This window comes from Stenotrophomonas panacihumi (genome assembly GCF_001431645.1).
GTDB classification, from domain to species: domain Bacteria; phylum Pseudomonadota; class Gammaproteobacteria; order Xanthomonadales; family Xanthomonadaceae; genus Stenotrophomonas_A; species Stenotrophomonas_A panacihumi.
In genome coordinates, this window is record NZ_LLXU01000113.1 from 17,366 (window position 1) to 37,786 (window position 20,421).

A 20,421-nucleotide genomic window follows, 5' to 3' on the forward strand; every position below is an offset into this window, starting at 1 on the left:
TGTCGATGACAGCGCCGTCGCTCACTCTTTCCAGGCGGGCAGCTTGCGCGCCACCGGCACGTTCTTCAGCGTCACGTACTTCGGCAGGCCGTCGCGCCCGTAGGGCAGGGGCGCTTCGCCCTGGATCAGCGGCTGCAGGTAGCGCCGCGCGCGCTCGGTGATGCCGAAGCCATCCTTGCGGATGAAGCTGGCCGGCATCTTTTTTTCGTGATTGGCGATCTTCGCCAGCGGCGCCGGCTCGATGCGCCAGCGGTACGGCGCATCGCTGCCGCGCACGATCACCGGCATCACCGCATTGCGGCCTTCCAGCGCATAACGCACCGCCGCCTTGCCCACCGCCTGCGCCTGCGCCCAGTCGGTGTGGGAGGCCAGGTGGCGCGCGGAACGCTGCAGGTAGTCCGGCAACGTCCAATGCACCTTGTAGCCCAGCGCTTCCTTCACCCGGCCGGCCAGGTACGAGGCCACGCCGCCGAGCTGCGTATGGCCGAAGGAATCCTTCGCGCCGCCGGCATCGGCCACGAACTGGCCATCGGCGTTGTGGATGCCCTCGCTGGCGACCACCACGCACCAGCCCACGCGCTCGACCACCTTGCGCACCTGCGCCAGGAACGCCGCCTCGTCGTAGGCGCGTTCGGGCAGCAGGATGATCTGCGGCGCGTCATCGGGCGACTGCCCGGCCAGGCCGGCGGCCGCGGCCAGCCAGCCGGCATGGCGGCCCATCGCCTCGTAGATGAAGACCTTGGTCGAGGTGTCGGCCATCGCGGCCACGTCCAGCGCCGCCTCGCGCACCGACACCGCGGTGTACTTCGCCGCCGAGCCGAAGCCCGGGCAGGTATCGGTGACCGCCAGGTCGTTGTCGATGGTCTTGGGCACGCCGATGCAATGCAGCGGGTAGCCGAACGCCTCGGCCAGCTGCGACACCTTCCAGGCGGTGTCGGCCGAATCGTTGCCGCCGTTGTAGAGGAACCAGCGCACGTCGTGCGCGCGCAGCACCTCCAGCAGCCGCTCGTATCTGGCGCGATCGGCCTCCAGCGACTTGAGCTTGAAGCGGCACGAACCGAACGCGCCGCCCGGCGTATGGGCCAGCGCGCGGATCGCCGCCGCCGATTCCTTGCCCGTGTCGATCAGGTCCTCGCGCAGCGCGCCCAGGATGCCGTTGCGGGCGGCGAGCACCTTCACCTTGCGTGCCCGGGCCTCGGCGATCACCGCCGAAGCGGTGGCGTTGATGACGGCGGTGACGCCGCCGGATTGCGCATAGAGCAGGGTGCCTTGGGCCATGGGGTGCGTCTCCAGGTAGCGGATGGACATTGCCGGGACATTACCCGGATGCGGTAAAGTGGGTGTATTGCAGTGCAGCGCGACATCCCGCGCGTTGCCTACACACTGCCCCTGTTTTTTCTCTCTGGAGTGACATGATGCGACTTGTTCTGTTGGGACCGCCCGGTTCGGGCAAGGGCACCCAGGCGGCCCGACTGAAGGAAACGCTGAGCATCCCGCATATTTCCACCGGCGACCTGCTGCGCGCCGAAGTCGCCGCCGGCACCCCGCTGGGCCTGCAGGCCAAGGAAGTCATGGCCCGCGGTGACCTGGTCTCCGACGAGATCCTGCTGGGCATGCTCGAATCGCGCCTGGGCCAGGCGGACGTGGCCAACGGCTTCATCCTCGATGGCTACCCGCGCAACCTCGCCCAGGCCGCCGCGCTGGACAGCCTGCTGGCCAAGATCGGCCAGCCGCTGGACGCCGTCGTGCAGCTGGACGTGGGCACCGACCTGCTGGTCGAGCGCATCGCCGGCCGCGCCAAGGCCGAAGGCCGCGAGGACGACAACCCCGAATCGGTGCGCAAGCGCCTGCAGGTCTACAACGACTCCACCGCCCCGGTCATCGGCTATTTCGCCGACCGCGGCACGCTGACCCGCGTCGATGGCGTCGGCAGCCTGGAAGAAGTCCTGGGTCGCATCACCACGGCTTTGCCGCGGTGATCCGCGCCAAGCCCGCCCCGCGGGCTTGGCCAAAAAAAAGCCCCGGCACCGCAAAGCGGGGCCGGGGTCTGATTTCAAATAAGCGCCAGCGGTCAGGCTTGCTCAGAGCCCCGCAACATGAGCTCCCTGGGGATTGGCCTCTTGGGGAGTAGGACCAGATGGGATGCTGCGGCTGGCGTTCAGTATTGTGACTAAGCCGCCCGTACGCCGATATCGGGGAGTTCCTGACATCCCTGACAGCTTTTTCCTGACACCCCCCGGCGCGCCCTCGCGCGGCCCGATCCGGTTTCCGGCGACGCGGGCGATCGGAGACAATCGCCGCATGAGCAAAATCCACATCCTCGGCATCGCCGGGACCTTCATGGGCGGCGTGGCCGCCCTGGCACGCGAACTGGGGCACGTCGTCGAGGGCAGCGACCAGGCGATCTACCCGCCGATGTCCACCCAGCTCGAACAGCTCGGCATCTCCCTGGCCCAGGGTTACGACCCGGCCAATATCAGTGCGGACTGCGACGAGGTCGTCATCGGCAACGCGCTCTCGCGCGGCAACGGCGCCGTGGAAGCCGTGCTCGACGACGGCCGCCGCTATACCTCCGGCGCCCAGTGGCTGGCCGAACGCGTGCTGCCGGGCCGGCTGACGCTGGCGGTGGCCGGCACCCATGGCAAGACCACCACCACCACGCTGCTGTCGTGGTTGCTGGAAGCGGCCGGCCGCCAGCCGGGCTTCCTGATCGGTGGCGTGGCCGAGGATTTCGGCGTCTCCGCCCGCGTGGGTGCCGGGCGCGAGTTCGTGGTCGAGGCCGACGAATACGACACCGCGTTCTTCGACAAGCGCAGCAAGTTCGTCCACTACCGGCCGACGGTGGCGATCCTCAACAACCTCGAATACGACCACGCCGACATCTTCCCCGACGTGGCCGCCATCCAGCGCCAGTTCCACCACCTCGTGCGCACGGTGCCGGGCAACGGACGGTTGATCGTCAACGGCGAGGACACGCGGCTGGCCGAAGTGCTGGCGATGGGCTGCTGGACGCCGGTTGAGCGCTTCGGCTTCGACCCCGCGCTGGAATGGAGCGCGCGACTGCTCGCCGCCGATGGCAGCCGCTTCGCGGTCCTGCATCGCGGCGTGGAGATCGCCACCGTGGAATGGCCGATGGTCGGCCGGCACAACGTGCTCAACGGGCTGGCCGCGCTGGCCGCCGTGCACGCGGTGGGCATCGACCCGGCCAGCGTGGTCGGCGCGCTCAAGCAGTTCCGCAGCGTCAAGCGCCGGTTGGAAGTGCTGGGCGAACGGCAGGGCATCACGGTGTACGACGATTTCGCGCATCACCCCACGGCGATTGCCACCACGCTGGACGGCTTGCGCGCGAAGGTCGGGCAGGCGCGCATCGTGGTGGCGATGGAACCGCGCAGCAATTCGATGCGGCTGGGTGCGCATGCCGAGGCGCTGGCGCCTTCGCTGGACCTGGCCGATGCGGTGGTGTTCCTGCATCGCCCGGAATTGAAGTGGGATTCGGCGCCGATCCTGGCGCGCGTGCGCGGTCGGTCGCAGGTCGTGGCCGATGCCGAGGGCCTGCAGCAGGCGCTGGCCGCGCTGGCCCGGCCGGGCGACCACGTGGTGTTCATGTCCAACGGCGGCTTCGACGGCGCGCCGCGGCGTTTCCTGCAATCGCTGCCGGCCTGAGCATGGCGATGGCCCACGAAGACACCACCACGCTGCCGCTGTTTCCGCTGCACGCGGTGCTGCTGCCCGGCGCGGGCATCGCGCTGCGCGTGTTCGAGCGTCGCTACCTGGATTTGGTGCGCGACTGTGGCCGGCAGGGCGCGGGCTTCGGCGTGTGCCTGATCCTGGAAGGACGCGAGGTCGGTGCGCCGGCCACGCCGGCCGCGTTCGGCACCGAGGCGCGCATCGAGGATTTCGACCTCGGCCCCGACGGCGTGCTGGTGCTGCGCCTGCGCGGCGCGCGCCGCTTCCACGTCGAACGCACGCGCGTGCGCGACAACGGGTTGGTGGTGGGCGATGTGCGCTGGTGCGAGCCGGACAGCGACGACGAGCTGCGCCCGGAACACGCGCTGCTGGCCACGTTGCTGGAGCGCCTGGTCGAACAGGCCGGCCCGCAGTACGCGGCCACCACGCCGGCGCAGCTGGACCAGGCCGCGTGGGTCGGCTGGCGCCTGGCCGAACTATTGCCGCTTACGGAAACGCAGCGGCTCTCGCTGCTGCAGCAGGACGACCCGCACAAGCGGCTGGACCAGCTGCTCGCCTGGATGCCCTGACGGTCTACGGACCCGTATCGATCAGCACCACCGGCATCCCGCTGCGCGGCCGGTACTCCATCCGCCACTGCATGCCGTCCAGCGACGCCTGCAGCGCGTCCAGCGCCGGGTCCACGCCGCGCAACGGCCGCCACAAGCCCACCAGCCCGAAGTGCCGGTCGAAGTGCAGCGTCTGCGTGCTGCCGATCCACACCGGCTGTTCGCCCGGCGCCACGCGCGCCGAGGCCGGCCACAGGCGCAGCACATGCAATTCGTCGGGCCGCGCACCGGGACGCAGCAGCAACAGCGCTTCGACCTGCGTATCCAGCGTGGCCGGCAGCACCGGGATCTCGCCGGGCTCGGCCTGGCTGTCGAGCAGCAGCAGCGCCTGCTGCCAGCCCGCCTGCGGCTGCACGCGCCAGCCCTGCGCTTCCAGCTGCTGGCGCAGCGGCTGCAGCGGGCCGGCCACCTGCACGTCCAGCGGCCAGCGCTGGTCGTCGTCGAATTCGTTGCGGCGCGCCGGTAGCGCGCGCCATTGCGACGCCCACCAGGCGCGCTTGTCGAGCTGCAGCCGCACCGGGTGCGGCGGCTCGAACTTGACCAGCTTCTCTTCCAGGTGGCGCGGCGCCAGGCACACCGCCGCCACGGCGAAGGTGCCGTAGAACAGCCACGCCACCGGCTTGACCCAGAACGAGCGGTTGAAGCGGCGGCGATACGCGATGCCCAGCACCAACAGCCAGAACGTGCCGAACAACATGCCGCCGACCACGTCGCTGAGCCAGTGCGCGCCCAGGTACAGCCGCGCGAACCCGATCATCGACACCACCGCGCCGCACACCAGGTACGGCCACACGCGGCTGCGGCCGGGCAGTTCGCGGGCGATCAGCACGGCGAAGAAGCCGAAGGTGATGGTGGCCATCGTCACCGCCACCGAGGGGAAGCCGAAGCCGCTGCTGGCGGCCGGCGGGCGCACCACGTGCACGGTGGCGCCCAGCAGCTTGGTGAGCGCCAGGCCGAAGGCCAGCGCCGCCAGCCAGTGCGCCACCGACATCCAGCGCCGCCGCCACAGCAGGTAGCCCATCGCCACCGCGATGGCCGGCAGCAGGATCTGCCAGTCGCCGAGCGAGGCCAGCGCCACCATCGGGTAGTCCGCCAGCGGGTTGCGCAGGGCCAGCATCAGATCGTGCACGGCCAGGTCGACGCCCAGCGGCTCGCCATGCGCCAGCACCACCATCAGCAGCACGAACCAGCCCCAGCCCAGCAGCAGGAGCATCAGCGCCAGCACGGCCAGCGGCACCGACTCGCGACGCCGCGGGTCGAATACGCCGACCGACCAGTTGCCCAGTACCGGGTGGCGATGCGACCAGTCCAGCAGCCGCGCCAGCAGCGAATCCAGGTGCGCGGCCGACCAGCGGTAGCCATACAGCACGAAGGCCCAGACGCCGCCGAGCACCACCGCCAGCAGCGCGACCACCACGAACAGCCGCCCGGCCACCGCCGCCACCGCGTCGTAGGCGCTGCCGAGCATCCAGCCCGGCAGCAGGAACAGCAGCGCCCACGACAGCGCGGCCAGGCCGCTGGCGAAGGCGTAGCGGCGCAGCGGCATGTCCGACATGCCGGCGATGGCCGGCACGAACGGACGGATCGCGCCCACGTAGCGCGCCACCAGGATGCTCTTGAACGCATTGCGCCGGAACAGCACTTCGCCGCGGTCGAGCAGCTGCGGGTAGCGGTTGAACGGCCAGAAGCTGCGCAGCTGGTGTCCCCAGCGATGGCCGACCCAATAGCTCAGCGCGTCACCGGCGAACGCGCCCAGCGCCGCGCACAGCACCGCGTAGGGACCGGAGATCTGGCCCAGCCCGATCAGCACGCCGATGGCGAACATCAGCGGCAGCGCCGGCACGATGGCGCCCAGCACGATGACCGCGTCGCAGAACGCAATCGCGAAGATGACCGCGCCCGCCAGGGTGGGGTGGTTGCCGATCCACTCCAGCGTGGCGTCGATCCAGGGAGAGTTCATGCCCCGATTATAGGAAACCGATCCTGTCCCGATAGCGTCGGCGCGCCGCCTACAATGGCCGCATGTCCCAACCGCCCGCCGCGCAAGCCCTCAAGGCCGATACCTTCGGCCGCATCCTGCTGGTCCGCGAGGCGGGCCGCGTATTCGTGCGCCGCGACCTCACCGCCTCGCCGTGGTGGTTGCGCCTGCCGGCCTGGTACCTGGCGCGCCGCGAGGCCCGCGCGCTGCGCCAGCTCGACGGCATGCCGGCCACCCCGCGCCTGCTCGGCTGGGACGGCACCTACCTGGATCGCAGCTTCCTCGACGGCGAGGCCATGTACCTGCGGCCGCCGCGCGGCGACGTGGCGTACTTCCATGCCGCGCGCCGCCTGCTCCAGCAGCTGCACCGGCACGGCGTGGCGCACAACGACCTGGCCAAGGAAGCGAACTGGATCGTGCGCGAGGACGGCACGCCGGCGTTGATCGATTTCCAGCTGGCGGTGTGCGGGAACCCGCGTTCGCGCTGGATGCGCCTGCTCGCGCGTGAAGACCTGCGCCACCTGCTCAAGCACAAGCGCATGTACTGCGGGCATGCGCTCACGCCGGTGGAACGGCGGGTGCTCAAGCGGCACTCGTGGGTGCGCGACGTCTGGTTCAAGACCGGCAAGCCGGTGTACCGCTTCGTGACCCGGCGCGTGCTGCATTGGGAAGACAACGAGGGGCAGGGCCCCAAGCCGTGACACGGTCCGCTTCGCCGACCGCGTCCCCCAAGTTTGCTGCGCAAACCTTGGGCCCCGACGCCCGCCTTGCCTATCCCCCGCGCCTTCGGCGCGCCCCCCTTAACAGAAGGGGGGCTTTCCTCCAGATGGTGCCTGGATCCGGCGGCAACGGAATTGCTTAGAGTGACGTCTCCAATTCGCAGAGCGGCAACCCGATGACCACCTTGGCTGGCAAGACCCTCTTCATCACCGGCGCATCGCGCGGCATCGGCCTGGCCATTGCGCTGCGCGCCGCGCGCGATGGCGCCAACGTGGCCATCGCCGCCAAGTCCTCGGTGCCCAACCCCAAGCTGCCCGGCACCATCCACAGCGCCGCCGAAGCGGTGACCGCCGCCGGCGGCCAGGGACTGGCGCTGAAGTGCGATATCCGCGAGGAAGACCAGGTGCAGGCCGCGGTGGCCGCCACCGTGGATGCGTTCGGCGGCATCGACATCCTCGTCAACAACGCCAGCGCGATCTGGCTGCGGGGGGCGCTCGATACCCCGATGAAGCGCTTCGACCTCATGCAGCAGGTCAACGCGCGCGGCAGCTTCCTGTGCGCGCAGGCGTGCCTGCCGCACCTGCTGCAGGCGCCGAACCCGCACATCCTCACGCTGGCGCCGCCGCCCTCGCTGGATCCGAAGTGGTGGGCGCCACACACCGGCTACACGTTGGCCAAGATGGGCATGAGTTTCGTCACCCTGGGCCTGGCCGGTGAGTTCGGCCCGCAAGGCGTGGCGGTCAACGCGCTGTGGCCGCGCACGCTGATCGCCACCGATGCGCTGAACATGATTCCCGGCGTGGACCTGCGCAACGGCCGCCGTCCGGAGATCATCGCCGACGCCGCGCATGCGGTGCTGACGCGTCCGGCGGCCGGTTTCAGCGGCCAGTTCCTGATCGACGACGAGGTGCTGGCGCAGGCGGGCATCACCGACCTGTCGGGCTACGCGATGGATCCCGACGCGCCGCCGGTGCCGGACCTGTTCCTGGATTAACCCACCGGCGGCAGCGGGTTGAGCGGCGCCGGCAGCCGCGTGCCGCAGCGGCGGCAGAACAGCGCGTCGCGGTCGTGGCCTTCCAGCCCGCATTCCGGGCAGCCGCGGTTGTCATGGCGGTGCGCCTCCTCGGCCTCGCGCATCGTGCTGGCCAGTTCCGCGGTGTAGATGCCGGTCGGCACGGCGATGATGCTGTAGCCGATCAAGATCAGCGCCGAGGTGACGAAGCGGCCGAGCGTGGTCTGCGGCACCACGTCGCCGAAGCCGACCGTGGCCATGGTGACGATGGCCCAGTACATGCTGGTGGGGATGCTGGTGAAGCCGTTCTGCGGGCCTTCGATCAGGTACATCAGCGCGCCGGCGATCACCGTGATGGTGAGCACGGTGAACAGGAACACCAGCACCTTGCGCCGGCTGCGCCACAGCGACTGCATCAGCACGCCGCTTTCTTCCACGTAGCGGGTGAGCTTGAGGATGCGGAACAGGCGCAGGATGCGCAGCACGCGCACGACCAGCAGGCTCTGCGCGCCGGGGATGAAGAACGACAGGTAGGTGGGCAGGATCGAGGCCAGGTCGATGACGCCCCAGATGCTCACCGCGTAACGCAGCGGCCGTTTCACCACGGCCAGGCGCAATGCGTACTCGGCGGTGAAAGCGATGGTGAAAATCCATTCGACCACGTAGAACCAGGTGGCCCAGCGGTTGTGGATCCACTGCACGCTGTCGATCATCACCACCAGGATGCTGGCGAGGATGGCGTAGATCAGCAGCAGGTCGAAGTTGCGTTCGGGCCCGCTGTCGTGGCGGTAGATGATGTCGAACCAGCGCCGGCGCCAGCCGTCTTCGGTGGCCGGGTTGAGCTGCGGGTCGGAGAACGGTCGCATGCGGGCATTGTGCCTCAGGGTTGCCCCCGCGGCCGGCTGGAATGCGCGAGAATGCCCCCCTTTCCCGCCACACGCTGCCGCCATGACCGAGAACACCGACCAGCTGCTGAACCTGTCCCACTACTACCTGCCGGTGTACCGCCCGCGCCAGGTCGTGCTGGAGCGAGGCCAGGGCGTGCGTGTGTGGGACAGCGAGGGCCACCAGTACCTGGACCTGGCCGCGGGCATCGCGGTCTGCGGCCTGGGTCATAACGACCCGGACCTGCACGCGGCGCTGGTGGAACAGGCCGGCAAGCTCTGGCACACCAGCAACGTGTTCTACAGCGAGCCGCCGCTGCGGCTGGCCGAGGAGCTGGTGGAGGCGTCGCGTTTCGCCGAGCGCGTGTTCCTGTGCAATTCGGGCGCCGAGGCGAACGAGTGCGCGATCAAGCTGGTGCGCAAATGGGCCAGCAGCCAGGGCCGTCCGCCGCAGCAGCGCGTGATCGTGACGTTCCGCGGCAGCTTCCATGGCCGCACGCTGGCGGCGGTGACCGCCGGTGCGCAGCCGAAGTACCAGGAAGGCTACGAGCCGCTGCCCGGTGGTTTCCGTTACTGCGATTTCAATGACGAAACGCAGCTGGAGGCGGCGATGGCCGCGGGCGACGTGGCGGCGGTGATGCTTGAGCCGGTGCAGGGCGAGGGCGGCGTGACGCCGGCCAAGCCGGGGTTCCTGCGCCGCGTGCGCGAGCTGTGCGACCACCACGGCGCGCTGATGGTGCTGGACGAAATCCAGGCGGGCATGGGGCGCACGGGCACGCTGTTCGCGTTCTGGCAGGACGAGGCGACGCCGGACATCGTCACGCTGGCCAAGGCGCTGGGCGGCGGTTTCCCGATCGGCGCCTGCCTGGCCGGGCCGAAGGTGGCCGAGACGATGCAGTTCGGTGCGCACGGCACGACGTTCGGCGGCAATCCGCTGGCCGCGGCGGTGGCGCGGGTGGCGTTGCGCAAGCTGGGTTCTTCGCAGATCGCTGCGAATGTGTCGCGGCAGTCGGCGGCGCTGCGCGCCGGGCTGGAGAAGCTGGGCGCCGAGACCGGGGTGTTTTCGCAGGTGCGTGGGCGTGGGTTGATGCTGGGCGCCGTGCTGGCGCCTGCGTATGCCGGGCAGGCGGGGGCGATCCTGGATGCGGCCGCTGCGGAAGGCTTGCTGGCGCTGCAGGCGGGGCCGGATGTGCTGCGCTTCGTGCCGGCTTTGAATATCACCGATGCCGAGGTGGCGGAGGGGCTCGAATTGCTGGCGCGCGCTGTGGCGCGGTGGCGGAAGGGATAAGAGGGGTTTTTTTTGTGGGGCGGCCGATGGCCGCCCTTTTTGATTGTGGTGGCTGTGTTTTTTTGGCCTTCGATGTTGATCGGCTGTTCGTGGTTGTGTGCACGGCCTGCGGGGGCTGGGCCCTTTCGGGACACGCCGTGAACCCATCCATGGGGGCTCGTCGGCGACATCCATGTCGCCAACGGTCCCGAAAGGGCCCAGCCCCCACAGTCCCTCCAAATCCCCTCGACCGGACACCAACATCCAGAGCCGTGCACCCACGGTGCACCGCACCGATCGGCTTCAGCCGCGATCGAAGGAGCAAAGGCAATGTGGGAATTGATGGAGTGAAGAAAGGACAAGCGCTTTGGCTTTTGCCTTTGCTTTTGCCTTTGCTTTTGCTCTTCCCCCCAACCCATTCGCTGGTGTGTCCCTTCGAAGTGGGGACATTGATGCGCCTAGCGCCGGCCTGCCGTATAGGGGCGTCAGCGGGCCATGGATGGCCCGCGGCGGCGAGTCAGACAGGATGTCTGCCCGAGCCGTGACGACCCTATACGGCAGGCCGGTGCCCGCACCGCAAGCCAGTACTACTTACCGCACCGATTAAAAAAGAAACCTACACCCCCACCCCATACCGAAAAAGCACCCGCCGAAACGCCCTCGGATCGCGCGACGTATCCGCCCACAACCCCGCCGCCCGCGCACCGCGAACATTCACGAACAAATCGTCCACGAACAGCGTCCGCCGCGCCTGCGCACCCAGCGCCTCCAACGCCCGCTCGTACACCTCCCGCTGCGGCTTGCGCCCGCCCAGCTGCCCGCTGCAGAACACCGGCACCTCCAGCCCCGGCACGATCCGCGCCACCGCTTTCGCCATCAGCGGCCCGTTGTTGGTCAGCACCGCCACCTGCATCCGCGTCGACAGCCGCCGGGCCGCTTCCACCACCTCGGCAAACGGCCGGCACGCCGCCACCCGCGCGTCGATCCACGTCGCCTCGTCCACCGGCCGGCCAATCCCCACCCCCAGCCGATCCAGATATTCGCCCGTCTCCACCTCCCCGCCGTCATAGGCGGTCTCCAGCCCGGAGGCGAACAGCACCTCATGGACGTGGGCGGCCGAACAGCCCGCATGCTCGGCTAGCCGGCCCAGGCGAGTGGCGCGGGTGTACTGCGCCAGCACCCCGTCGAAGTCGAGCAGCAGGGTGCGAAGCGGAAGGTGGGGGGTCATCCGTCGATCATAGGCGAGCCGCCGCCACGCGATAAGCCGTTGATTCCACGGCGCCACGGCCTTGCCGCATCGGGCGGCTAGACGAAAGCAGGGTTGCCAACCCGCCCGCGCGCGGCGTACAAATTGGCCCAGCCACTGGACAGCCCGTCCAGCCGGGAGGGAACAATGCGATTGAAAGGCAAGACGGCGCTGGTGACGGCGGCCGGGCAGGGGATCGGGCGCGCCACCGCGCTGCTGTTCGCGCGCGAAGGCGCGCAGGTGCTGGCGACGGACATCAACGCCGACGCGTTGCAGTCGCTCCAGGCCGAGGCCGGCGACACCCTGCGCACGCAGGTGCTCGATGTCACCGACGCCGCCGCGATCCAGGCCCTGGCCGATGCCCACGGCGGCGCGCAGGCCTTCGACGTGCTGTTCAACTGCGCCGGCTTCGTGCACGCCGGCAGCATCGCCGAGTGCAGCGAGCGCGACTGGGCCTTCGCCTGGGAGCTCAACGTCACCTCCATGTACCGCCTGATCAAGGCGCTGCTGCCCGGCATGCTCGCCAAGGGCGGCGGTTCGATCATCAACATGTCCTCGGCCGCCTCCAGCGTGAAGGGCGTGCCCAACCGCTTCGTCTACGGCACCACCAAGGCGGCGGTGATCGGCATGAGCAAGGCCATCGCGGCCGATTACGTCGGCCAGGGCATCCGCTGCAACGCGATCTGCCCCGGCACCGTGGAGTCGCCTTCGCTGGAACAGCGCATCGCCACCCAGGCCGCCGAACAGGGCGTGCTGGTGGAGACCGTGCGCGCGGCGTTCGTCGCCCGCCAGCCGATGGGCCGCGTCGGCCGCACCGAGGAGATCGCCCTGCTGGCGACCTACCTGGCCAGCGACGAATCGGCCTTCACCACCGGCACCACCCAGCTCATCGACGGCGGCTGGTCGAACTGACCGCCCGTCCACCCACCTTCCAGGAGCCTCCCATGAAACTGCTGCGTTACGGCCCCAAGGGCCAGGAAAAGCCCGGCCTGCTCGATGCACAAGGCCAACTGCGCGACCTCTCCGCGCATGTCCCCGATATCGCCGGCGAAGCGCTGCTGCCGGCCTCGCTGGCGCGGCTGGCCGCGCTGGATCCGGAAAGCCTGCCCAAGGTGGAAGGCACCCCGCGCCTGGGCGCGTGCGTCGGCCAGATCGGCAAGTTCATCTGCATCGGCCTGAACTACTCCGACCATGCCGCCGAAACCGGCGCCACCGTGCCGCCGGAGCCGGTGGTGTTCGGCAAGTGGACCAGCGCGGTGGTCGGCCCGAACGACGACGTGGAAATCCCGCGCGGTTCGGTCAAGACCGACTGGGAAGTGGAACTGGGCGTGGTGATCGGCCAGGGCGGCCGCTATATCGACGAAGCCGACGCGCTCAAGCATGTCGCCGGCTACTGCGTCATCAACGACGTGTCCGAGCGCGAGTTCCAGATCGAGCGTTCCGGCACCTGGGACAAGGGCAAGGGCTGCGACACCTTCGGCCCGACCGGCCCGTGGCTGGTCACGCCCGACGAAGTGCCCGACCCGCAGAACCTGAAGATGTGGCTGGAAGTCGACGGCCACCGCTACCAGGACGGCTCCTCGGCGACGATGGTCTACAAGGTCGCCTTCCTGATCTCCTACCTGAGCCGTTTCATGAGCCTGCAGCCGGGCGATGTCATCTCCACCGGCACGCCCCCGGGCGTGGGCATGGGCCAGAAGCCGCAGGTATACCTGCGCGCCGGCCAGGTGATGCGCCTGGGCATCGAAGGCCTCGGCGAGCAGCGCCAGCAGGTGGTGCAGGCATGAGCATCGCCCAGGCGACCATCACCGGGATGCGCGTGCTCGACGTGCGCTTCCCCACCTCGCAGCAGCTCGACGGCTCCGACGCGATGAACCCGGACCCGGACTACTCCGCGGCCTACGTCATCCTCGACACCGACCACGATGCGCTGAAGGGGCATGGCCTGACTTTCACCATCGGCCGCGGCAACGAGATCTGCTGCGCGGCGATCAAGGCGATGGAACACCTCGTCGTCGGCCTGAAACTGCAGGACATCGCCGCGGACATGGGCAAGTTCTGGCGCCACGTCACCTCCGACAGCCAGCTGCGCTGGATCGGCCCGGACAAGGGCGCCATCCACCTGGCCACCGGCGCGGTGGTCAACGCCGTGTGGGACCTGTGGGCCAAGGCCGAAGGCAAGCCGGTGTGGCAGCTGGTGGCCGACATGAGCCCGGAAGAATTCGTGCGCTGCATCGACTTCCGCTACCTCACCGACTGCATCACGCCCGACGAAGCGCTGGCGCTGCTGCGCGCGCAGGCGCCGGGCAAGGCCGAACGCCTGGCGTACCTGCGCCAGAACGGCTACCCGTGCTACACCACCTCGGCCGGCTGGCTGGGCTACAGCGACGACAAGCTGCGCCGCCTGTGCCAGGAGGCCATCGACGAGGGCTACACGCACGTCAAGCTGAAGGTCGGCGCGAACCTGGACGACGACATCCGCCGCGTCGGCATCGCCCGCGAGGTGATCGGCTGGGATCGCAAGCTGATGATCGACGCCAACCAGGTGTGGGAAACCGATACCGCCATCGACTGGGTCAAGGCGCTGGCCTTCGCCAAGCCGTGGTTCATCGAGGAACCGACCAGCCCGGACGACATCGAGGCGCACCGCAAGATCCGCGAGGCGATCGCGCCGATCCAGGTCGCCACCGGCGAGATGTGCCAGAACCGCATCCTGTTCAAGCAGTTCATCGCGCGCGACGCCATCGACGTGGTGCAGATCGATGCCTGCCGCCTGGGCGGCGTCAACGAGATCCTCGCGGTGCTGCTGATGGCCGCCAAGCACGGCAAGGTGGTGTGCCCGCATGCCGGCGGCGTGGGCCTGTGCGAATACGTGCAGCACCTGGCGATGATCGACTACCTGTGCGTGGCCGGCAGCGTCGAAGGTCGCGTCACCGAGTACGTGGACCACCTGCACGAGCATTTCGTCGACCCGTGCGTGGTGCGCCACGCCGCCTACCAGGTGCCGGACGCGCCGGGCTTCTCGATCGAGATGAAGCCCGAATCGCTGGACACCTACCTGTTCCGCGGCTGAGCATGCTTCGATGATGATCGACGCCCACCAGCACTTCTGGCGCTACGACCCCATCGCCTACGCGTGGATCGGGCCGGGCATGGAAGTGCTGGCGCGCGACTGGCTGCCGGCCGACTACGCCCCGCTGCGCGAACGCCATGGCATCGCGACGACGATCGCGGTGCAGGCGCGTGGCGAGGAGGCCGATACCGAGTGGCTGCTGGCGCAGGCGCGGGCGTATCCGTGGATCGCCGGCGTCGTCGGCTGGGTCGACCTGCGCGCGGCGGATGTCGCGTCGCGGCTGGCGCATTGGCAGTCGCAGGGGCCGCTGGTAGGCGTGCGCCACCAGGTGCAGGACGAGGCCGACCCGGCCGCGTACCTGGCCGATGCGGCGTTCAACGCCGGCGTGGCCGCCGTGCAGCGGGCCGGGCTGGTGTACGAAGTGCTGCTGCGCCACGACCAGCTGCATGCGGCGCGCGCGTTCTGCGCACGCCACGATGCCGCGCCGCTCGTGCTCGATCATCTCGGCAAGCCGGACATCTCCGGCGACGCCACCGCCTACGCGCGCTGGGAGGAGCAGATGCGCGCGCTGGCCGCGTTGCCGCACGTGCACGTGAAGATTTCCGGCCTGGTCACCGAGGCCGGCCGCGATGCCCACGGCGCGCTCGACCGCGCCGGCATCGTGCGGCATCTCGACGCGGTGCTCGCCCTGTTCGGTGCCGACCGCCTGCTGTTCGGTTCGGACTGGCCGGTCTGCCAGCTCGCCGTGCCGTTCGATGACGTGCTGGCACTGGCCCGCGACTGGGCTGCGCCGTTGCCTGCCGGCGAGCGCGAAGCGATTTTCGGCGGCAACGCCCGCACCCTCTATCCCAGCGCGCAAAGTACGCGCTGAGCCGTTCCCCCGGGAGAGCAACATGGATCTGCAACTGCGCGACAAGGTGGTGATCGTCACCGGCGGCGCATCGGGCATTGGCGCGGCGATCAGCCGCCGCCTGGCCGAGGAGGGCGCCATTCCGGTGGCGGTCGGCCATCACGACGATGGCGGCTTCATCGCCGGCCTGCATCCGCTGCAGCCGCAGGCGTTGTTCCTGCGTGCCGAGCTGGCGGATGAAGCGGCCTGCCGCGGCGTGGTCGAACAGGTGGTGGCGCGCTTCGGCCGCGTCGATGGCCTGGTCAACAACGCCGGCGCCAACGACAACATCGGCCTGGACGCCGGCCGCGACGCCTTCGTCGCCTCGCTGGAACGCAACCTCATCCACTACTACGTGATGGCGCACTACTGCGAGGCGCACCTGCGTGCGGCACGCGGCGCCATCGTCAACATCTCCTCCAAGACCGCCGTCACCGGCCAGGGCCGCACCAGCGGCTACACCGCCGCCAAGGGCGCGCAGCTGGCGCTGACCCGCGAATGGGCGCTGGCCTTCGCCGACAGCGGCGTGCGCGTCAACGCGGTGGTGCCGGCCGAAGTGATGACGCCGCTGTACGAGCGCTGGGTGCAGAGCTTCGACGACCCGGCCGCGCAATTGGAAAAGATCACCTCGCGCATCCCGCTTGGCCACCGCATGACCACGCCGGAGGAGATCGCCGACAGCGTGGTGTTCCTGCTCTCGCCGCGCGCCGCGCACACCACTGGCCAGTGGGTGTTCGTCGATGGCGGCTACACGCACCTGGACCGCGCGGCCACCTGAGCCGCGCGGCCACGCATCACCCCGCCGCCATCCGGCGCGCGGTCGCTTCCTGGGAGGGAAACAACGATGGAAATGATGTCCGGACAGGCCACCGTGGGCCGGGGCGGGGCGCGTGGCGCCTACACGCTCGCCCTGGTGCTGGTGACCAGCCTGTTCTTCATGTGGGGCCTGTCCTATGGCCTGCTCGACGTGCTCAACAAACATTTCCAGGAAACCCTGCACGTCTCGCACGCGCAGTCGGGCCTGCTGCAGGCGGCGTACTTCGGCGCGTACTTCCTCTGGGCGCTGCCGGCGGCCGCGCTGATGGAGCGCTTCGGCTACAAGACCGGCATCCTGCTCGGCCTGTGCCTGTATGCGGCCGGCGCGCTGCTGTTCGTGCCGGCCACCGCGGCGGCGAGCTACCCGATGTTCCTGTTCGCGCTGTTCGTGATCGCCAGCGGCCTGGGCTGCCTGGAGACGGCCGCCAACCCCTACGTGACCGTGCTCGGCCCGGCCGAAGGCGGCGCGCGGCGCTTGAACCTCTCGCAGTCGTTCAATGGCTTGGGGCAGTTCGTCGGCCCGCTGCTGGGCGGCCTGCTGTTCTTCCGCGAGCGCGAGGCCGTGGTGGCCGACGCCACCGACCCGGTGCGCGCGGTCTACATTGCCATCGCCGTGGTGGTGGTGGCGATGGCGGTGCTGTTCTGGCGCACGCCGTTGCCGGATATCCGCGAGAAGCAGGATGACGGGCAGCCGGCCCCGCCGAAGGTGCGCCTGCTGGGCCAGCGCCATTTCGTCTTCGCGGTGGTCGCGCAGTTCTTCTACGTCGCCGCGCAGGTGGGCGTGGGCGCGTTCTTCCTCAACTTCGTCACCCGCGGCGGTGGCGTCACCTCGCAGCAGGCGGCGTTCCTGCTCTCGGCGGCGATGCTGCTGCTGCTCGGCGGGCGCTTCCTCGGCACGGCCCTGATGTCGGTGGTGGCCCCCGCGCGCCTGCTGGGCACTTACGGCGTGGCCAACGTGGTGCTGGTGCTGGTGGCGATCTTCAGCGCCAATGCCTATGTTTCCGTCGGCGCGCTGCTGGGCGTGTTCTTCTTCATGTCGATCATGTTCCCGACCATCTTCGCGCTGGGCGTGCGCGACCTCGGCGCCAGCACCAAGCGCGGCGCCTCGCTGCTGATCATGTCGATCGTGGGTGGCGCCATCGCGCCGTACGCCATGGGCGCGGTGTCCGATGCCAGCGGCATCGCCCATGCCTTCTTCATCCCGGCCTTCTGCTTCGCGGTGGTGGGCTGGTACGGCTTCGTGGGCAGCCGCGCACGCTAGAATCGTCCGACATGCCGATCCAAGCCATCCAGAACCGCCGCCTCTACCTGCAGATCGCCGAGCAACTGCGCGCGGCCATCGAGGGCGGCGAGTATCCGCCGGGCAGCCACCTGCCGCCGGAGCGCGAGCTGTCCAGGCTGCTGGGCGTCAGCCGCACGTCGGTGCGCGAGGCGTTGATCGCGCTGGAGATCGGCGGCCTGGTGCGGGTGCGCGTGGGCAGCGGCGTGGAAGTGCTGGCGCCGGTCGAGGCGGAGGAGGAGGGCGAGGGCAGTTCCGCGCCGTGGGAGACTGACCCCGAGCTGGCCGCCGAACTGGACCTGGGCCAGGACCTCGAACGCGAAGTGCCGCCGTTCGCCCTGCTCGAAGCGCGCCGGCTGGTGGAACCGGAGGCCGCCGCGCTGGCCGCGGTCAACGCTTCCGACGAACAGCTGGCCGGCATCGCCGAAGCCTACCTGCGCAACGTGCACGACAACCTCGAAGGCTCGCGCACGCATCCGGGTGATCGCCTGTTCCATATCCGCATCGCCGAAGCGAGCGGCAACCCGGCCTACGCGCTGCTGCTGCGGCACCTGCTCGGCCATCGCTACGGCACGCTGTTCCAGCGGCTGCAGACGCTCTACACCCCGGCGGACATGCCGCGGCGCTCGGAGCACGAGCACAAGGCGATCCTCGACGCGCTGCAGCGGCGCGATGGCGAAGGCGCGCGCCAGGCGATGGCGGCGCACCTGGATGCGGTGATCGCGATTTTCTCGCGCACCTGAGCGCTGCGACATCCGGTCGCGCCCGCGGCGGGAGCATGCTTCCTAAAATGGGTGCAACGCTCCAGGAGTCACGTTGCATGAAACCGTTGATCGCCCTCGTCCTGCTGGCTGCCGGCCTTGCGGCCGCGCCGCACGCCCACGCGCGCAGCTGCGCCTTCACGGTCACCAGCAACGACCAGATGCGCTTTGACACCAGTGCGATGAAAGTCGCCGCGGACTGTACGGAAGTCGTGCTCACGCTGCGCCATACCGGCACGTTGCCGGCCAAGGCGATGGGCCACAACTGGGTGCTCACCCGCACCGCCGACATGCAGGCGGTGGCGATGGACGGCATGCGTGCGCGGCTGGAAGACGACTACCTGCCGCCGGGCGACAAGCGCGTCATCGCGCATACGAAGGTGATCGGTGGTGGCCAGGTGGCCAGCGTGCGCTTTTCGACCAAGGCCCTGCAGAAGGGCGGGGCGTATAGCTTCTTCTGTTCATTCCCCGGCCACTTCGGCCTGATGCGCGGCACGCTCAGCTTCGGCTGAGCGCACCGCGGGCCGCCGGCTCAGCCGGCGGCAACCACCTGGAAGGCCTCGCGCGCGGCCTTCAGCGTGGCCTCCAGGACCGCCGCGTCGTGCGCGCTGGAGACAAACCCGGCCTCGTAGGCGGACGGCGCCAGGAACACGCCACGTTCGAGCATGGCGTGGAAGAAGCGGTTGAATGCCGGGATGTCGCAGGCGGTGGCCTGCGCGTAGCTCGTCACCTTTTCATTGGTGAAGAACAGGCCGAACATCGCGCCGACCTGGTTGGTGGTCACCGTCACGCCCGCTTCTCCCGCCGCCGCTTCCAGCCCTTCGCACAGGCGCGCGGTGGCGGTGGTGAGGTCGCGATGGAAATCCGGTGCCTGCACCAGTTCGAGCATCGCCAGGCCCGCGGCCATCGCCACCGGATTGCCGCTCAGCGTGCCGGCCTGGTAGATCGGGCCGGAAGGGGCGATCTGCGACATCAGTTCGCGACGGCCGCCATAGGCGCCTACCGGCATGCCGCCGCCGATGATCTTGCCGAAGGTGCTCAGGTCCGGGGTGATGCCGTAATGCGCCTGCGCACCGCCGAGGGCGACGCGGAAGCCGGTCATCACCTCGTCGAAGATCAGCAGCGCGCCATGGCGCGTGCACAGGTCGCGCAGGTGTTCCAGGTAGCCCGGCAGCGGCGGGATGCAGTTGGCGTTGCCGACCACCGGTTCGATGATCACCGCTGCTACTTCGCCGCCGATGTCGTCGAACAGCGCGGTGGCGCCGTCGAAATCGTTGTAGCTCAGCGTCGCCGTCAGCTCGCTCAGGCCGGCCGGCACGCCCGGCGAGGTCGGCACGCCGAGGGTGAGCATGCCGCTGCCGGCCTTCACCAGGAACGAGTCGCCGTGGCCGTGGTAGCAGCCTTCGAACTTGACGATGCGGTTGCGCCCGGTGGCGCCGCGCGCGAGGCGGATCGCCGACAGCGTGGCCTCGGTGCCGGAGTTGACCATGCGCACCATCTCGCACGAGGGCACCAGGCGGGTGATGGTTTCGGCCATCGTCACTTCGGCCGCGCAGGGCGCGCCGTAGGACAGGCCGTCGCGCACCGCGCGCTCGACCGCCTCGCGCACCGCCGGGTGGTTGTGGCCGACGATCATCGGGCCCCACGAGCCGACGTAGTCGATGTAGCGGTTGCCGTCGACGTCGAACAGGTATGCGCCATCGGCGCGCTGCACGAAGAACGGCTCGCCGCCGACCGAACGGAACGCGCGCACCGGCGAGTTCACGCCGCCGGGGATCAGCTGCTGGGCGCGGGAGAACAGGGCGTGCGAGCGTTCGTGGTTCATCGGGATGTCCGTGCGGAAAGCGAAGGGGGTCAGGCGGCGTCGAAACAGGCGCGATAGGCCTGCAGCGCGGCGAGCGGGTCGGGCGCGGCGTAGACGCCGCTGATGACGGCCAGCAGGTCGGCGCCGGCGGCGACCAATGCGGTGCCATTGTCCGGGGTGATGCCGCCGATCGCCACCCGCGGCACGCCCAACGTTGCGGCCCCGCTCAGCAGCGCGGGCTCGGCGTGGCGGGTGTTCTGCTTGCTGGCGCTGGGGAAGAACGCGCCGAAGGCGACGTAGCTGGCGCCGGCCACGACCGCGCGCGTGGCCAGCGCGAGGTCGTCGTAGCAGGAGGCGCCGATGATCGCGTCCGCGCCGAGCAGCGCGCGCGCGGCGG

The 20,421-nt window shown here is 69.6% G+C and carries 19 protein-coding genes and 1 pseudogene; 14 read left to right on the top strand and 6 right to left on the bottom strand.

Annotated features, from left to right (window positions below; all coding sequences use genetic code 11):
• Nucleotides 1–21: 21 nt before the first annotated feature.
• Nucleotides 22–1,278: a 6-phosphofructokinase gene (locus ARC20_RS14570; protein ID WP_057648417.1), complete on the bottom strand. Its 1,257-nt coding sequence runs from the start codon at nucleotides 1,276–1,278 to the stop codon at nucleotides 22–24.
• A 137-nt stretch (nucleotides 1,279–1,415) separates the two neighbouring features.
• On the opposite strand from ARC20_RS14570, the gene ARC20_RS14575 reads away from it, so the two are divergent.
• The 3 genes from ARC20_RS14575 (at nucleotide 1,416) to ARC20_RS14585 (ending at nucleotide 4,256) form a co-directional block, all read left to right on the top strand.
• Nucleotides 1,416–1,979 carry an adenylate kinase gene (locus ARC20_RS14575; protein WP_057648419.1) on the top strand — a complete coding sequence of 188 codons (564 nt, stop codon included), beginning with the start codon at nucleotides 1,416–1,418 and terminating at the stop codon, nucleotides 1,977–1,979.
• Between the two features lie 322 nt (nucleotides 1,980–2,301).
• Nucleotides 2,302–3,663 carry a UDP-N-acetylmuramate:L-alanyl-gamma-D-glutamyl-meso-diaminopimelate ligase gene (mpl, locus tag ARC20_RS14580; RefSeq protein WP_057648385.1) on the top strand — a complete coding sequence of 454 codons (1,362 nt, stop codon included), beginning with the start codon at nucleotides 2,302–2,304 and terminating at the stop codon, nucleotides 3,661–3,663.
• An 8-nt stretch (nucleotides 3,664–3,671) separates the two neighbouring features.
• Entirely contained in the window at nucleotides 3,672–4,256 is a 585-nt protein-coding gene (locus tag ARC20_RS14585) for an LON peptidase substrate-binding domain-containing protein (RefSeq protein WP_057648421.1), read from the top strand.
• Nucleotides 4,257–4,269: 13 nt separating this feature from the next.
• Here the strand turns inward: ARC20_RS14585 and ARC20_RS14590 are convergent.
• Nucleotides 4,270–6,255: pseudogene (locus ARC20_RS14590) on the bottom strand (bifunctional DedA family/phosphatase PAP2 family protein); the annotation flags it as partial.
• A 62-nt stretch (nucleotides 6,256–6,317) separates the two neighbouring features.
• On the opposite strand from ARC20_RS14590, the gene ARC20_RS14595 reads away from it, so the two are divergent.
• Complete coding sequence (locus ARC20_RS14595) at nucleotides 6,318–6,974, top strand: serine/threonine-protein kinase (RefSeq protein WP_057648387.1); 657 nt, start codon at nucleotides 6,318–6,320, stop codon at nucleotides 6,972–6,974.
• A 194-nt stretch (nucleotides 6,975–7,168) separates the two neighbouring features.
• Entirely contained in the window at nucleotides 7,169–7,987 is an 819-nt protein-coding gene (locus ARC20_RS14600; RefSeq protein ID WP_057648389.1) for an SDR family oxidoreductase, read from the top strand.
• Here the strand turns inward: ARC20_RS14600 and ARC20_RS14605 are convergent.
• Nucleotides 7,984–8,871 (bottom strand): ion transporter, encoded by an 888-nt coding sequence (locus ARC20_RS14605; RefSeq protein WP_057648391.1) that lies wholly within the window; start codon nucleotides 8,869–8,871, stop codon nucleotides 7,984–7,986. The two genes, ARC20_RS14600 and ARC20_RS14605, sit on opposite strands and share 4 nt — an antisense overlap.
• An 82-nt stretch (nucleotides 8,872–8,953) precedes the next feature.
• On the opposite strand from ARC20_RS14605, the gene ARC20_RS14610 reads away from it, so the two are divergent.
• Complete coding sequence (locus ARC20_RS14610; protein WP_057648393.1) at nucleotides 8,954–10,177, top strand: acetylornithine transaminase; 1,224 nt, start codon at nucleotides 8,954–8,956, stop codon at nucleotides 10,175–10,177.
• Nucleotides 10,178–10,772: 595 nt separating this feature from the next.
• Here the strand turns inward: ARC20_RS14610 and ARC20_RS14615 are convergent.
• Entirely contained in the window at nucleotides 10,773–11,384 is a 612-nt protein-coding gene (locus ARC20_RS14615; RefSeq protein WP_057648395.1) for an HAD-IA family hydrolase, read from the bottom strand.
• Nucleotides 11,385–11,549: 165 nt separating this feature from the next.
• On the opposite strand from ARC20_RS14615, the gene ARC20_RS14620 reads away from it, so the two are divergent.
• The 8 genes from ARC20_RS14620 (at nucleotide 11,550) to azu (ending at nucleotide 18,732) form a co-directional block, all read left to right on the top strand.
• Nucleotides 11,550–12,314: an SDR family oxidoreductase gene (locus tag ARC20_RS14620; protein ID WP_057648397.1), complete on the top strand. Its 765-nt coding sequence runs from the start codon at nucleotides 11,550–11,552 to the stop codon at nucleotides 12,312–12,314.
• A gap of 32 nt (nucleotides 12,315–12,346) precedes the next feature.
• Nucleotides 12,347–13,189 carry an ureidoglycolate lyase gene (locus ARC20_RS14625; RefSeq protein WP_057648399.1) on the top strand — a complete coding sequence of 281 codons (843 nt, stop codon included), beginning with the start codon at nucleotides 12,347–12,349 and terminating at the stop codon, nucleotides 13,187–13,189.
• Nucleotides 13,186–14,475 (top strand): L-fuconate dehydratase, encoded by a 1,290-nt coding sequence (locus tag ARC20_RS14630; protein ID WP_057648401.1) that lies wholly within the window; start codon nucleotides 13,186–13,188, stop codon nucleotides 14,473–14,475. The genes ARC20_RS14625 and ARC20_RS14630 overlap by 4 nt, the downstream gene beginning before the upstream one ends.
• A gap of 13 nt (nucleotides 14,476–14,488) precedes the next feature.
• Nucleotides 14,489–15,346 (top strand): amidohydrolase family protein, encoded by an 858-nt coding sequence (locus ARC20_RS14635; protein WP_237642601.1) that lies wholly within the window; start codon nucleotides 14,489–14,491, stop codon nucleotides 15,344–15,346.
• A gap of 22 nt (nucleotides 15,347–15,368) precedes the next feature.
• Nucleotides 15,369–16,142 (top strand): L-fucose dehydrogenase, encoded by a 774-nt coding sequence (locus ARC20_RS14640; RefSeq protein ID WP_057648404.1) that lies wholly within the window; start codon nucleotides 15,369–15,371, stop codon nucleotides 16,140–16,142.
• A gap of 66 nt (nucleotides 16,143–16,208) precedes the next feature.
• On the top strand, nucleotides 16,209–17,441 hold the full coding sequence (fucP, locus tag ARC20_RS14645) for an L-fucose:H+ symporter permease (protein ID WP_057648406.1): 1,233 nt from the start codon (nucleotides 16,209–16,211) through the stop codon (nucleotides 17,439–17,441).
• 11 nt (nucleotides 17,442–17,452) lie between these two features.
• Nucleotides 17,453–18,202 carry a FadR/GntR family transcriptional regulator gene (locus ARC20_RS14650; protein ID WP_057648409.1) on the top strand — a complete coding sequence of 250 codons (750 nt, stop codon included), beginning with the start codon at nucleotides 17,453–17,455 and terminating at the stop codon, nucleotides 18,200–18,202.
• Nucleotides 18,203–18,279: 77 nt separating this feature from the next.
• Nucleotides 18,280–18,732 carry an azurin gene (gene azu, locus ARC20_RS14655; protein WP_057648411.1) on the top strand — a complete coding sequence of 151 codons (453 nt, stop codon included), beginning with the start codon at nucleotides 18,280–18,282 and terminating at the stop codon, nucleotides 18,730–18,732.
• Nucleotides 18,733–18,752: 20 nt separating this feature from the next.
• Here the strand turns inward: azu and hemL are convergent, their stop codons facing one another.
• Entirely contained in the window at nucleotides 18,753–20,045 is a 1,293-nt protein-coding gene (hemL, locus tag ARC20_RS14660; protein WP_057648413.1) for a glutamate-1-semialdehyde 2,1-aminomutase, read from the bottom strand.
• Nucleotides 20,046–20,074: 29 nt separating this feature from the next.
• A partial coding sequence (locus tag ARC20_RS14665) for a thiamine phosphate synthase (RefSeq protein ID WP_202595454.1) occupies nucleotides 20,075–20,421 on the bottom strand: 347 nt, incomplete at its 5' end.

What these genes read in the sequence shown, in the direction of transcription:
- ARC20_RS14570 (WP_057648417.1), bottom strand. Translation starts at nt 1,278, where the DNA reads ATGGCCCAAGGCACCCTGCTCTATGCGCAATCCGGCGGCGTCACCGCC.
- ARC20_RS14575 (WP_057648419.1), top strand. Translation starts at nt 1,416, where the DNA reads ATGCGACTTGTTCTGTTGGGACCGCCCGGTTCGGGCAAGGGCACCCAG.
- mpl (WP_057648385.1), top strand. Translation starts at nt 2,302, where the DNA reads ATGAGCAAAATCCACATCCTCGGCATCGCCGGGACCTTCATGGGCGGC.
- ARC20_RS14585 (WP_057648421.1), top strand. Translation starts at nt 3,672, where the DNA reads ATGGCCCACGAAGACACCACCACGCTGCCGCTGTTTCCGCTGCACGCG.
- ARC20_RS14595 (WP_057648387.1), top strand. Translation starts at nt 6,318, where the DNA reads ATGTCCCAACCGCCCGCCGCGCAAGCCCTCAAGGCCGATACCTTCGGC.
- ARC20_RS14600 (WP_057648389.1), top strand. Translation starts at nt 7,169, where the DNA reads ATGACCACCTTGGCTGGCAAGACCCTCTTCATCACCGGCGCATCGCGC.
- ARC20_RS14605 (WP_057648391.1), bottom strand. Translation starts at nt 8,871, where the DNA reads ATGCGACCGTTCTCCGACCCGCAGCTCAACCCGGCCACCGAAGACGGC.
- ARC20_RS14610 (WP_057648393.1), top strand. Translation starts at nt 8,954, where the DNA reads ATGACCGAGAACACCGACCAGCTGCTGAACCTGTCCCACTACTACCTG.
- ARC20_RS14615 (WP_057648395.1), bottom strand. Translation starts at nt 11,384, where the DNA reads ATGACCCCCCACCTTCCGCTTCGCACCCTGCTGCTCGACTTCGACGGG.
- ARC20_RS14620 (WP_057648397.1), top strand. Translation starts at nt 11,550, where the DNA reads ATGCGATTGAAAGGCAAGACGGCGCTGGTGACGGCGGCCGGGCAGGGG.
- ARC20_RS14625 (WP_057648399.1), top strand. Translation starts at nt 12,347, where the DNA reads ATGAAACTGCTGCGTTACGGCCCCAAGGGCCAGGAAAAGCCCGGCCTG.
- ARC20_RS14630 (WP_057648401.1), top strand. Translation starts at nt 13,186, where the DNA reads ATGAGCATCGCCCAGGCGACCATCACCGGGATGCGCGTGCTCGACGTG.
- ARC20_RS14635 (WP_237642601.1), top strand. Translation starts at nt 14,489, where the DNA reads ATGATCGACGCCCACCAGCACTTCTGGCGCTACGACCCCATCGCCTAC.
- ARC20_RS14640 (WP_057648404.1), top strand. Translation starts at nt 15,369, where the DNA reads ATGGATCTGCAACTGCGCGACAAGGTGGTGATCGTCACCGGCGGCGCA.
- fucP (WP_057648406.1), top strand. Translation starts at nt 16,209, where the DNA reads ATGGAAATGATGTCCGGACAGGCCACCGTGGGCCGGGGCGGGGCGCGT.
- ARC20_RS14650 (WP_057648409.1), top strand. Translation starts at nt 17,453, where the DNA reads ATGCCGATCCAAGCCATCCAGAACCGCCGCCTCTACCTGCAGATCGCC.
- azu (WP_057648411.1), top strand. Translation starts at nt 18,280, where the DNA reads ATGAAACCGTTGATCGCCCTCGTCCTGCTGGCTGCCGGCCTTGCGGCC.
- hemL (WP_057648413.1), bottom strand. Translation starts at nt 20,045, where the DNA reads ATGAACCACGAACGCTCGCACGCCCTGTTCTCCCGCGCCCAGCAGCTG.